12 protein-coding genes are annotated in these 11282 nt (G+C 70.9%); 9 read left to right on the forward strand and 3 right to left on the reverse strand.

Annotated features, from left to right (window positions below; translation table 11 throughout):
- Positions 1-37 precede the first annotated feature (37 nt).
- Positions 38-508 (reverse strand): ribonuclease domain-containing protein, encoded by a 471-nt coding sequence (locus tag ACFP2T_RS10255; RefSeq protein WP_377420120.1) that lies wholly within the window; start codon positions 506-508, stop codon positions 38-40.
- A gap of 372 nt (positions 509-880) precedes the next feature.
- Here ACFP2T_RS10255 and ACFP2T_RS10260 point away from each other — a divergent pair, with 372 nt between their 5' ends.
- The 8 genes from ACFP2T_RS10260 to ptsP all read left to right on the forward strand — a co-directional run bounded on the left by ACFP2T_RS10260 (position 881) and on the right by ptsP (position 7676).
- Complete coding sequence (locus ACFP2T_RS10260; protein ID WP_377420122.1) at positions 881-1642, forward strand: DeoR/GlpR family DNA-binding transcription regulator; 762 nt, start codon at positions 881-883, stop codon at positions 1640-1642.
- Positions 1639-2583, forward strand: a complete 945-nt coding sequence (gene pfkB / locus ACFP2T_RS10265; protein ID WP_377420124.1) for a 1-phosphofructokinase — start codon at positions 1639-1641, stop codon at positions 2581-2583. Before ACFP2T_RS10260 ends, pfkB begins: the two co-directional genes overlap by 4 nt.
- 127 nt (positions 2584-2710) lie before the next feature.
- On the forward strand, positions 2711-3892 hold the full coding sequence (mtlA, locus tag ACFP2T_RS10270; RefSeq protein WP_377420126.1) for a mannitol-specific PTS transporter subunit IIC: 1182 nt from the start codon (positions 2711-2713) through the stop codon (positions 3890-3892).
- Positions 3893-3926: 34 nt separating this feature from the next.
- Positions 3927-4235 (forward strand): PTS sugar transporter subunit IIBC family protein, encoded by a 309-nt coding sequence (locus ACFP2T_RS10275; RefSeq protein WP_377420128.1) that lies wholly within the window; start codon positions 3927-3929, stop codon positions 4233-4235.
- The gene (locus tag ACFP2T_RS10280) at positions 4228-4686 is read left to right on the forward strand and encodes a PTS mannitol transporter subunit IIA (RefSeq protein WP_377420130.1); all 459 of its coding nucleotides are present in this window, start codon (positions 4228-4230) and stop codon (positions 4684-4686) included. Before ACFP2T_RS10275 ends, ACFP2T_RS10280 begins: the two co-directional genes overlap by 8 nt.
- A complete protein-coding gene (locus ACFP2T_RS10285) occupies positions 4683-5723 on the forward strand; it encodes a zinc-dependent dehydrogenase (protein WP_377420132.1) in 1041 nt (346 codons plus the stop codon). The genes ACFP2T_RS10280 and ACFP2T_RS10285 overlap by 4 nt, the downstream gene beginning before the upstream one ends.
- A gap of 20 nt (positions 5724-5743) precedes the next feature.
- Positions 5744-6028, forward strand: a complete 285-nt coding sequence (locus ACFP2T_RS10290; protein ID WP_192769248.1) for an HPr family phosphocarrier protein — start codon at positions 5744-5746, stop codon at positions 6026-6028.
- Positions 6021-7676, forward strand: coding sequence for a phosphoenolpyruvate--protein phosphotransferase (ptsP, locus tag ACFP2T_RS10295; RefSeq protein WP_377420134.1), 1656 nt, complete (start codon positions 6021-6023; stop codon positions 7674-7676). Before ACFP2T_RS10290 ends, ptsP begins: the two co-directional genes overlap by 8 nt.
- 168 nt (positions 7677-7844) lie before the next feature.
- On the opposite strand, the gene ACFP2T_RS10300 is transcribed toward ptsP, so the two are convergent.
- Both ACFP2T_RS10300 and ACFP2T_RS10305 read right to left on the reverse strand, forming a co-directional pair.
- Positions 7845-8069: a DUF2188 domain-containing protein gene (locus tag ACFP2T_RS10300; protein WP_377420136.1), complete on the reverse strand. Its 225-nt coding sequence runs from the start codon at positions 8067-8069 to the stop codon at positions 7845-7847.
- 116 nt (positions 8070-8185) lie between these two features.
- Positions 8186-10288 carry a catalase gene (locus ACFP2T_RS10305; RefSeq protein WP_377420138.1) on the reverse strand — a complete coding sequence of 701 codons (2103 nt, stop codon included), beginning with the start codon at positions 10286-10288 and terminating at the stop codon, positions 8186-8188.
- 163 nt (positions 10289-10451) lie between these two features.
- Here ACFP2T_RS10305 and ACFP2T_RS10310 point away from each other — a divergent pair, with 163 nt between their 5' ends.
- Complete coding sequence (locus ACFP2T_RS10310) at positions 10452-11273, forward strand: ArsR/SmtB family transcription factor (protein ID WP_377420140.1); 822 nt, start codon at positions 10452-10454, stop codon at positions 11271-11273.
- The last annotated feature ends 9 nt before the right edge of the window (positions 11274-11282 follow it).

An 11282-nucleotide genomic window follows, 5' to 3' on the forward strand; every position in this document is an offset into this window, starting at 1 on the left:
CCGTCCGGAGGTGTGTGCCAGCCGACGGTACGCCGGGTCAGAGCCGGTAGAAGTCCGTGTAGTGGTTCGGGGTGAACCAGGTCGCCCCGGTGGCCTTGTTGACCACGATCCGGTACGCGTCCCGGGCCGCTCCCCGGTTTCGGGGGTAGACGTCGTACTCGTAGTAGGTGGCGTTCAACGGCAACTGCCCCTCGCGGTTCATGTGCTGGCCGCCGGCGTAGTTGTAGAGCCCGCCGCTCCACGAGTACCAGGTCCGGGAGGTCGGGAAGCCTCGGCTGGCCCAGCCGCTGCGGGCCGTCCGCGCGTCGGCGCAGCGGGCGATGGTGCAGGAGCTGTAGACGGCCGCCGAGGCGGGGCTGGTCCGGGTCGGCGTGACCACCGCCGGGCCGACCAGCACTCCGGCGACGAGCGTGGTGATCAGGGCGAGGCTGGTCAGCAACCGGTGGGCCCGTTCCGGGATGGCCGGGCGGGTACGGACGGTCGGTCGGGGAGCGGCGAGTACGGCCACAGTGTCCTCCAGTTCGGACGGAGCCCCGCGGGGGTGTGCGGGTGTGATCCATCCTCGACAGTCGACGTCCGCGCCGGTAGGGGGCCGGGGTGAAGTTAATCGATGCGTCATCGATCGTTCGCCAGACCCCTCGGCAAAACCACACAACCGGGGGTCGCTGTCGGTTTGGTTCCGAATCGGCCCACCCGGCTCGCTCTTCGGCCAGGTCGGAACCGCCGCAGGTGGGCGGTTCCGCATCCTCGGGTGATATGTCCCGGATCACTGTCAGTGCGTCCGCGAGATGACCAAACTGTTACGGCTGGATGTTGACTGACCACAGAAACGGGCGTAAACAGAAGACAAGCAAAAACGATCGGGCGGGAGATCCACAACATGTACGCCGAGGAACGTCAGCAGGAGATCCTGCGCCTGGCCCGCGCAGAGGGCCGGGTCGACGTGATGGCGCTGGCCGAGGGCATGAACGTGACCGCGGAGACGATCCGCCGGGACCTGACCGTGCTGGAGCGGGCCGGCGTGCTCCGACGGGTGCACGGCGGGGCGATCCCGGTGGAGCGGATCGGGTTCGAGCCGGCGCTCGCCGCCCGGGACGCCGTACTGATCAACGAGAAGGAGCGGATCGCCAAGGCAGCACTGGCCGAGTTGCCGGACGAGGGCGCCGTCATCCTGGACGCCGGCACCACCACCGCCCGGCTGGCGCAGCTGCTGCCGTCCGACCGGGAGCTGACCGTGGTGGTCAACTCGCCGGTGCTCGCCGCCTCGCTCGGCGTGAAACCCAACCTCACGGTGCTGCTGCTGGGCGGCCGGCTGCGCGGCAAGACGCTGGCGACGGTGGACGACTGGGCGCTGCGCCCGCTCGCCGAGATGTACGTGGACGTCGCCTTCATGGGCACCAACGGCTGTTCGGTCGAGCGGGGGATGACCACACCGGACCCGGCGGAGGCGGCCGTCAAGCGGGCGATGATCGGCGCGGCCCGGCGGGTGGTGCTGCTCGCCGACCACACCAAGATCGGCAACGACTACCTGGCCCGGTTCGGCACGCTCGCCGACCTCGACCTCCTGATCACGGACAGCGGGCTCGACGAGGAACTCGCCGACGAGGTGGAGGCCACCGGCGTACGGGTGGTGCGGGCATGATCCTCACCGTCACGCTCAACCCGAGCCTGGACCGGGCGATGGAGATCGACTCGCTGGCCCGGGGCGCGGTGATCCGGGCCGCCTCCGCACATCTCGACCCCGGCGGCAAGGGCGTCAACGTCTCGCGTGCCCTGCTGGCCAACGGCGTACCCTCCCGGGCCGTGCTGCCCAGCGGTGGTGACGAGGGCGCCCAACTCGTCCACCTGCTCCAGGCCGAGGGTGTCGACCTGATCGCGGTGCCGATCGCCGGCCGTACCCGCTCGAACATCACGCTCGCGGAGCCGGACGGCACGGTAACGAAGATCAACGAATCCGGTCCGGTTCTCACCGCGACCGAGTTCGCCGCCGTCACCGAGGCGGTGTTGACGGCGGCCGGTGCGGCGCGCTGGGTGGTGGCCTGCGGCAGCCTTCCGCCGGGCCTGTCGGGGCCGGCGTTCGGTGAACTCTGTGCCCGCCTGGTCGCTGCCGGGGTCCGGCTCGCGGTGGACACCAGCGGGCCGGCGCTGCGGGCCGCCGCCGAGGCCGGCGCGGCACTACTGAAGCCGAACCGGGAGGAGTTGGCGGAGGCGGTCGGCACCCCGCTGCGCTCGCTCGGTGACGTGGTCGACGCCGCCACCCGGCTGCGCGACTGGGGTGCCGGGGCGGTGCTGGCCAGCCTCGGCGCCGACGGTGCGGTGCTGGTCGACTCCGACGGTGTCGTCGTCGGCGAGTCGCCGGTGGCGCAGCCGAAGAGCACGGTCGGGGCCGGCGACGCGCTGCTGGCCGGCTTCCTGGCCGCCGGCGCCCGTGGCGCCGACGCCCTCGCGGAGGGGCTGGCCTGGGGTGCCGCCGCGGTCAGCCTGCCCGGCAGCCGGATGCCGGGCCCCGACGACCTGATCCGGAACACCGTCCGACTACACCCCCGACCGGACCTGGTCCGGCCGCTGCTGCCGCAGGGATGACCCGGTCATGTCCGGCAGGCGACAACAGGAATCCGGATGTCGGACGACACCCGGAGGCAACGGGATGACAGAACAACCCGGCCGCGTTCGGTAACGCGGGCCATACTCTGCGAAGGAGTTCCCCCTCATGGCCGTGTCATACACACCGGAGGTCCAGGGCACCGGTTTCAAGGCCCGGGTGCAGCGGATCGGCGGACACCTGGCCGGAATGGTCATGCCCAACATCGGGGCGTTCATCGCCTGGGGCCTGATCACGGCGCTCTTCATCCCGACCGGTTGGCTGCCCAACGAGCACCTGGCCAAGCTGGTCGATCCGATGATCTTCACGCTGCTGCCGATCCTGATCGGTTACACCGGCGGCCGGATCGTGCACGGCCAGCGCGGCGCCGTGGTCGGCGCGGTGGCCACCGTCGGCATCATCGTCGGCGCGGACATCCCGATGTTCCTCGGCGCGATGGCGATCGGCCCGCTCGCCGCCTACCTGGTGAAGCTCTTCGACCGCATGATCGAGGACCGGATCCGACCCGGCTTCGAGATGCTGGTCGACAACTTCTCCGCCGGCATCATCGGCGGCGGGATGGCGCTGATCGGGGTCTGGGTGGTCGGCCCGGTGGTCGCGCGGCTCAGCGACTGGGCCGGCAGCGGGGTGGACTGGCTGATCGGGCACAACCTGCTGCCGGTCGCCTCGGTCCTGGTCGAGCCCGCCAAGGTGCTGTTCCTGAACAACGCCATCAACCACGGCGTGCTCTCGCCGCTGGCGGTGGCGCAGGCGCAGGAGACCGGCAAGTCGGTCCTGTTCATGATCGAGTCGAACCCCGGCCCGGGCCTCGGCCTGCTGCTCGCGTACTTCCTGTTCGGACCGCGCTCGCTGCGGCCGAGCGTGCCGGCGGCCGGCATCATCCACTTCCTCGGCGGCATTCACGAGATCTACTTCCCGTACGTGCTGATGAAGCCGCGACTGATCCTCGCCATGATCGCCGGCGGGGCGGCCGGGGTGGGCACCTTCATGGTCACCGGTGCCGGGCTGGTCGCCACCCCGTCCCCGGGCAGCATCTTCGCCTACGCGGCGGTCACCCCGAGGGGCAGCTGGTTCGGAGTGGTGCTCGGCGTCCTGATCGCCACCGGAGTCTCCTTCGTGGTCGCCTCGGCACTGCTCGGCTTCGGCCGGCTGAACGGAGAACGACAGGCCGCCGCAGAGGCCGATCCGGATACCGACAGCGCGACGACGGAACCCGGCACGCCGGCCCGGGAGCGCGAGACCAGCCCGGAGCACGCGCCCGTGGCCCGGTCCGCGACCGCCGAGGGCTGACCCAGACCACCGTACGAACGGAAGGAGTACTGCCATGGGCAGCATCAACGGTAAGGACATCCACAAGGTCGTCGTTGCCTGCGACGCCGGGATGGGCAGCAGCGTCATGCTCGCCAGCCAACTTCGCAAGCAGCTCAAGAAGTTCTCGGTCACGGTGGAGCACACGCCGGTCAACTCGATCCCCGGCGACGCCGACGTGGTGATCACGCACAGCGGACTGGCCGCCCGGGCCCGGGCCGCCGCGCCCGACAAGATCGTCGTGCCGTTCCAGGTGTTCATCGGCGACCCGGCGGTGACCGCCGTGGTCAAGGCCATCGAGTCCGGCGACGAGATCCGTGGCTGACCAACCGGGCGCCCTGCTCGACCGCCGGGCGATCCACCTGACCGAGGTGGCCGGCGACCGGGACGACGCCATCCGTCGCTGCGGTCAGGTCCTGGTCGAGATCGGCGCGGCCAGCCCGGAGTACGTACCGACCATGCTCGCCCGCGAGCGCTCGGTCTCCACGTACATCGGGGAGGGTGTGGCCATCCCGCACGGCACGCTCGCCGGCAAGGACCTCGTGTACCGCGACGCGCTCGCCGTACTCCGGTTCCCGGCCGGCGTGGACTGGGGCGGCCAGCCCGTCACCGTCTGCGTGGCGATCGCCGCCCAGGGCGACGGCCACGTCGAACTGCTGGCCAGCCTCGCCGAAGTCCTGCTCGATTCCGACAAGGCCCGTGCGCTGCGCGAGGCCACCGACCCCGAAGACGTGCTGGAGCTGCTCAAGCCGGCACGGGAGGACAGCAACTCATGAAGGCCGTTCGTTTCCACGCTCCCGGCGACGTACGCATCGAAGACGTGCCCGAGCCCACCCCGGGCCCGGGTGACGTCAAGATCCGGGTACGCAACTGCTCCACCTGCGGTACCGACGTCAAGATCTCCAAGTTCGGGCACCACCACATCCACCCGCCCCGGGTGATGGGCCACGAGATCGCCGGTGAGGTGGTCGAGACCGGGGCCGAGGTCACCGGCTGGACCCCGGGGGACCGGGTACAGGTGATCGCCGCCATCCCCTGTGGGAAGTGCGCCGAGTGCCGGCGTGGTCGGATGACCGTCTGCCCCAACCAGGAGTCGATGGGATACCACTACGAGGGCGGCTTCGCGCAGTACCTGGTCGTCCCGGCGAAGGTGCTGGCGGTGGACGGACTGAACCGGATCCCGGAGGGGGTCGGCTTTGCCGAGGCGTCGGTGGCCGAGCCGCTGGCCTGCGTACTCAACGGGCAGGAACTGGCGCGGGTCGGCCCCGGCGACGACGTCGTGGTGGTCGGCTCGGGCCCGATCGGCTGCCTGCACGTCCGGCTGGCCCGGGCCCGGGGCGCCGCCCGGGTCTTCCTGGTCGAACTCAACCGGGCCCGGCTGGACCTGGCCGCCGGACTCGTCAACCCGGACGCGGCGATCTGCGGTGCCGAGGTCGACCCGGTCGACGAGATCCTCAAGCTGACCGACGGGCGCGGGGCCGACGTGATCATCACGGCGGCGGCCTCGGGCGCGGCCCAGGAGCAGGCGTTGCAGATGGCCGCCCGACAGGGGCGGATCAGCTTCTTCGGCGGCCTGCCGAAGGACAACCCGATCATCTCGGTCGACTCCAACCTGGTGCACTACCGCGAGTTGACCATCGTCGGCGCCAACGGCTCCAGCCCGGCGCACAACGCCGAAGCGCTCCGACTGATCGCCACCGGCTCGGTGCCGGTGTCCGATCTGATCACCCACCGGCTTCCGCTGGACCAGGCGATCGACGCCTTCGGCGTGGTCGCCCGGGGCGAGGCCATCAAGGTCACGATCGAACCCTGAACTGGGAGAGGAAGGCCATCATGGCTACGCGTACGGTGACCGTCGGTTCGGCCAGCGGCCTGCATGCCCGCCCGGCGGCGCTCTTCGTCGCGGCGGCGGCGGCACAGCCGGTCCGGGTGACCATCCGGACCGGCGAGAAGCGGCCGGTCCCGGCCAACAGCATGCTGTCGGTGCTCTCGCTGGGCGCCCGGCGCGGCACCGAGGTGGTGATCGAGGCCGAGGGGGAGGGCGCCGACGCCGCCCTGGACGCCCTGGCCGAACTGCTCGCCCGTGACCTCGACGCGGAGGAGTCGGCCGATGCCTGACGGGTCGGCACCGCTGCGCGGGATCGGAGTGAGTCCGGGGGTCGCGGGTGGCCCGCTGCTCCGGGTCGCCGAGGTGTCGGCGCTGCCCCCGGCAGGAGCGGTGGCCGACCCCGCCGCCGAGGCCGACCGGGCGGTGGCGGCGCTTGCCGAGGTGGTCGCCGAGTTGACCCGACGGGCCGACCGGACCGGGGAGAAGACCCTGGTCGACGTGCTCCGGGCCCAGGCCATGATGGCCGACGACCCGATGCTGTCCGACGCCGTACGGGAGCACGTCGCGGCCGGTATGGACGGGCCGCACGCCGTCGACGCGGCCTTCGCCACCCACCGGGCGGCGTTCGAGGCGGCCGGTGGATACCTCGCCGAGCGGGTCGCCGACCTGGACGACCTGCGGAACCGGACCGTCGCGATCTGCCTCGGCCGGCCGATGCCCGGGGTGCCGTCGCCGGGCCACCGGTACGTGCTCACCGCCCGCGACCTGGCCCCGGCCGACACGGTCGACCTGGATCCGGAGCAGGTTGTCGCGCTGGTCACCGAGGACGGCGGACCGACCAGCCACACCGCGATCCTGGCCCGCGCGCTTGGGCTGCCGGCGGTGGTCGCCTGCGCGGGCGTCCGGGACCTCGCCGAGGACACGACGGTGCTGGTCGACGGCGGGACCGGCGTGGTCGGGGTGGACGTGGATCCGGCGGAGGTGGCCGCCGCCGAGGCGGTGGACCGGGACCACCTCTCGGCCGCGGCGGTGACGTCCGGACCGGGACGTACGGCCGACGGGCACCCCGTCGCGCTGCTCGCCAACATCGGCTCGGCCCGGGACCTCGGTGCCGCGGACGGGGCCGAGGGTGTCGGGCTGTTCCGTACCGAACTGCTGTTCCTGGACCGGAGCCGGGAACCGGACCTGGACGAGCAGGCCGAGGCGTACCGGGCGGTCTTCGCGGCGCTGCCCGGCCGGCGGGTGGTGATCCGTACCCTCGACGCGGGCGCGGACAAGCCGTTGCCGTTCCTGCACCAGACCGATGAACCGAACCCGGCGCTCGGGGTACGGGGGCTGCGCCTGGCCCGGCAGCGGCCGGAACTGCTGCACACCCAGTTGGCGGCGATCGCCCGAGCGGCGGAGCGGACCGGCGCGGAGGTCTGGGTGATGGCGCCGATGGTCTCGACCCGGGCCGAGGCGGCCGAGTTCGCCGACGCGGTCCACGCGGCGGGGCTGCCGAGGGCCGGCGTCATGATCGAGGTCCCGGCGGCGGCCCTGCGCGCCGGTCAACTGCTCCAGGTCGTCGACTTCCTGAGCATCGGCACCAACGACCTGAGCCAGTACACCTTCGCGGCGGACCGGCAGAGCGGCGCGCTGGCCGAACTGCTCGACCCGTGGCAGCCGGCGTTGCTCCGGCTGATCGCCGAGGTCGGCGCGGCCGGTCGGGCCGCCGGCAAGCCGGTCGGGGTCTGCGGGGAGGCGGCGGCGGATCCGCTGCTCGCCCCGGTCCTGACCGGTCTCGGGATGACCAGCCTGTCCATGTCGGGCCGGGCCCTGCCCCGGGTACGGGCGGCGCTGGCCGATCACACGTACCCGGACTGCGAGCGGGTGGCGCGGCTCGCGCTGGACGCCGACGACCCGGAGCAGGCCCGCAAGGCCGTCGCCGGGGAGCCGTGAGCTGAGAGGCGTTGTCCGAGAGGCGTTGTCTGAACGCCGTCGGGTGGAACAGCAATCGGCCCACGCCGTGTGTGTCCGGCGTGGGCCGCTGTTCGCCGTTGCCGCCGTCCGGCCGGGACCGTCATCCGGTCGGGCGGGTGACCGGGCGGTTCGCCCGGTGTGCGGCGGTCAGCCGGCGGGCGGGAACGGGTCGTCGCGGTAGGTGTGCTCGGCCTCGATCTGCCCGTCCTGCTTGTGGATGACGAGCTGGCTCGGCTGGTTCGCCTTGGCCGCCTCCCGGCCGGCGCCGAGCGCGCTCTCCTTGGTGTCGTAGTGTCCGACCACCTTCGACCCGTGCTCCACCTTCCAGCCAGCGGCTTCGGGAACGACGTGGTACTCGGTGCGTGCCGTCATGGTGCTCCTCCTGGTCGATTGTCGGATGTGGAGGAACTACCCGGGGCGGTCGGTCGGAAACACCTCACCCGCAGGTTGGCACTTCCCGACCGAACTGCCGCCGGACCTGGCCGCGCTCAGGCGGCGACCGCGTCGACCGGGCGGTCGTGGTGCCGGTGGGCGGCGACGGCGGCGGCGAACGCCTCGACGAACGTCTCGGTGGCGGCGCCCGACCCGCTCTGTAGCACCATCCCGGCATCGCTGCCGGTGGCCTCCGGGACAGGCAGCCGGGCGTGTTCCAACAGCATGCGGCCGGCCCCGAGCGCCCCGATCGGTTTGCCGTGCTTGTACGCCTCGGCGACGAAGTGCACCAGGTACCCGTCGGCACGCATCGCGGTGATCGCCGGCGTACCGTCGGGCAGCACGACCGCGTCGTAGAGCACCGAGGCGACGGTGGTGACGGCACGGGTGACCGCAAGCCCACCGGCGCCGGTACGGACCTCACAGCCGGTCGGCGCCAGGAGTTCGGCGACGGCGCCCCGGGCGACCAGCCCGTCGACCAGGCTGGTCACGCACTCCCGATCGATTCCGTCGGCGACCAGGATCGCGATCTTGCGCGTGGCGATCGTGTCGTGCGGGGCGGTGGCCTGGCTGAGCCGGTCGGAGCGGCGCCCGTGGTTGTCGACCTCCGGCCGGTCGGGCGGGGATACGCCGATCCCGACCGCGACCGCCACGGCGAGGTCGTGGTCCACCCGGTTGAGCTGCGCGACCGAGCGCCGCTGGATCTCCGGGCGGGTCACCTTGCCCAGTTCGAACCGGTAGGCGGCAATGATGTGCCGGCGCTCCCAGTCGGACATGCTGTTCCAGAACAGGGTTGCCTGACCGTAGTGGTCGGCGTAACTGGGCGCCCGGCGGCGGACCTTCTCCCCGTCGAGGCGTTCGGGGAAGTGGACGAATCCGCCGTTCGCGCCGCCGGCCACCACGGGGCAGCCGCCGCCGGTCGAGTTCGGGTGGTAGTTGGCCACGCCCTGCCGGACGAACTGCTGGTGGAAGCCGTCCTGCTGGTGGTTGGCCACCGGCGCGACGGGTCGGTTGATCGGCAGTTGCGCGAAGTTCGGTCCGCCGAGCCGGGTGAGCTGGGTGTCCAGGTAGGAGAAGAGCCGGGCCTGCAACATCGGGTCGTCGGTGAAGTCGATCCCCGGCACCACGTTGCCGACGCAGAACGCCACCTGCTCGGTCTCGGCGAAGAAGTTCTCCGGGTTGCGGTCCAGCACCATCCGTCCGATCGGGGTCACCGGCACGAGTTCCTCCGGCACGATCTTGGTGGCGTCCAGCAGGTCGATGTCGGGAAAGTCGAACTCCCGCTCGGGCGGGATGATCTGTAGTCCGAGTTCCCACTCCGGGTACTGGCCCGTGTCGATCGCCTCCCAGAGGTCACGGCGGTTGAAGTCCGGGTCCTTCCCGGCGATCTTCTGCGCCTCGTCCCAGACCAGCGAGTGGGTGCCCAGCTTCGGTGCCCAGTGGAACTTGACGAACGTCGACCTCCCGTCGTCGTTGACCAGCCGGAACGTGTGTACGCCGAACCCCTGCATCATCCGGTAACTGCGCGGAATGGCCCGGTCGGACATCAGCCAGATCACGTGGTGCATCGTCTCGGGCTGGAGCGAGACGAAGTCCCAGAAGGTGTCGTGCGCCGAGGCGGCGGTGGGCATCTCGTTCGGCGCCTCGGGCTTGAGCGCGTGCACGAAGTCCGGGAACTTGATTCCGTCCTGGATGAAGAAGACCGGCATGTTGTTGCCGACCAGGTCGAAGTTGCCCTGGCTGGTGTAGAACTTGGTGGCGAAGCCCCGTACGTCCCGAGGAGTGTCGGCCGAGCCGCGCGAGCCCTGCACGGTGGAGAAGCGGACGAAGACCGGCGTACGCACCGACGGGTCGCGGAGGAACTCGGCACTGGTGTAGCGGGCGAGCGACTCGTACACCTGGAAGTAGCCGTGTGCCCCCGAGCCGCGCGCGTGGACGACCCGCTCGGGAATCCGTTCGTGGTCGAACCGCATGATCTTCTCGCGGAGGTGGAAGTCCTCCAGCAGCGACGGTCCCCGGTCCCCGACGGTGAGCGAGTTGTCGGTGTCGGCCACCCGGATGCCCTGGTCCGTCGTCAGGTATCCCTCGGACGGGTCCCATCGGGCCTCGTCGAGTTGCCGATCCTTCGCCGACCGCTCTTCCTGCCGCTCTCTACCCATATCAAGCCCTTTATCGGGGGAAATAAGACTCAAAGTGCTATTCGTACCACAATGCGGGCCAGTCGGGGCGTGTCTACCTCGTGGGCGAGTTGACATGCAGCCATTCGGCTGCCTATCTTGCAAAGGCAACCAGATGGCTGCATGTTCGGGGGGATGGCGAGGAATGGACGAGGTGTTCAAGGCGCTGGCCGACGGCAGCCGCCGACGGCTGCTCGACAGCCTGAACTCCCGCAACGGGCAGAGCCTGCGCGAACTGTGCACCGGCCTGGAGATGACCCGGCAGTCCGTGAGCAAGCACCTGGCGGTCCTGGAGGCGGCCAACCTGGTCACCACGCTGTGGCGCGGCCGGGAGAAGTTGCACTACCTCAACGCCGAGCCGATCAACGCCATCGCAGACCGCTGGATCAACCAGTACGACCTCGGCCGGGTGCACGCACTCGCCGACCTCAAGCGAGCATTGGAGCAGGAGCCCATGGGCCACCACGAGTTCGTCTACACCACGTTCATCAACACCACGCCGGAACGCCTCTGGCAGGCGCTGACCGACCCCGCGTTCACCAGTCGCTACTGGGGCGTCACCTTCGAGTCCGACTGGCAGGTCGGCTCGGAGGTGGTCTGGGTCATGCCGAAGGGCGTGCGGGTCGCCGACCCGGCCCAGGTGGTGCTCGAGGCCGATCCGTACCGCCGGTTGTCGTACACCTGGCACAGCTTCACCCCGGAGTTCGCCAAGGCGTACGACCAGGATCCGGCGGAGGTCGCCAGGCTGGCCGAGGAACCGCGTACCAAGGTGAGCTTCGAGATCGAGCCGCACGGGAAGGTGGTCAAGCTGACCGTCGTACACGATGGGTTCGCCCCCGGAAGCGAACTGCTGGACAGCATCAGCGGCGGCTGGTCCGAGTTGCTCTCCAGCCTCAAGTCGCTGCTGGAGACCGGCGAGCCCCTGCCGCAGCCCGAGCCCGCCGAGGCGTCGCCGGCCAACGGGTGAGCACAGAGC

Source organism: Plantactinospora solaniradicis, assembly GCF_042658085.1.
In the GTDB taxonomy this organism is placed as follows: Bacteria; Actinomycetota; Actinomycetes; order Mycobacteriales; family Micromonosporaceae; genus Plantactinospora; species Plantactinospora solaniradicis.

Excerpts from the sequence above, each read along its gene's own strand:
- ACFP2T_RS10275 (WP_377420128.1), top strand. The coding sequence starts at position 3,927 with ATGGGCAGCATCAACGGTAAGGACATCCACAAGGTCGTCGTTGCCTGC.
- ACFP2T_RS10305 (WP_377420138.1), bottom strand. The coding sequence starts at position 10,288 with ATGGGTAGAGAGCGGCAGGAAGAGCGGTCGGCGAAGGATCGGCAACTC.
- ptsP (WP_377420134.1), top strand. The coding sequence starts at position 6,021 with ATGCCTGACGGGTCGGCACCGCTGCGCGGGATCGGAGTGAGTCCGGGG.
- ACFP2T_RS10285 (WP_377420132.1), top strand. The coding sequence starts at position 4,683 with ATGAAGGCCGTTCGTTTCCACGCTCCCGGCGACGTACGCATCGAAGAC.
- ACFP2T_RS10290 (WP_192769248.1), top strand. The coding sequence starts at position 5,744 with ATGGCTACGCGTACGGTGACCGTCGGTTCGGCCAGCGGCCTGCATGCC.
- mtlA (WP_377420126.1), top strand. The coding sequence starts at position 2,711 with ATGGCCGTGTCATACACACCGGAGGTCCAGGGCACCGGTTTCAAGGCC.
- pfkB (WP_377420124.1), top strand. The coding sequence starts at position 1,639 with ATGATCCTCACCGTCACGCTCAACCCGAGCCTGGACCGGGCGATGGAG.
- ACFP2T_RS10260 (WP_377420122.1), top strand. The coding sequence starts at position 881 with ATGTACGCCGAGGAACGTCAGCAGGAGATCCTGCGCCTGGCCCGCGCA.
- ACFP2T_RS10300 (WP_377420136.1), bottom strand. The coding sequence starts at position 8,069 with ATGACGGCACGCACCGAGTACCACGTCGTTCCCGAAGCCGCTGGCTGG.
- ACFP2T_RS10310 (WP_377420140.1), top strand. The coding sequence starts at position 10,452 with ATGGACGAGGTGTTCAAGGCGCTGGCCGACGGCAGCCGCCGACGGCTG.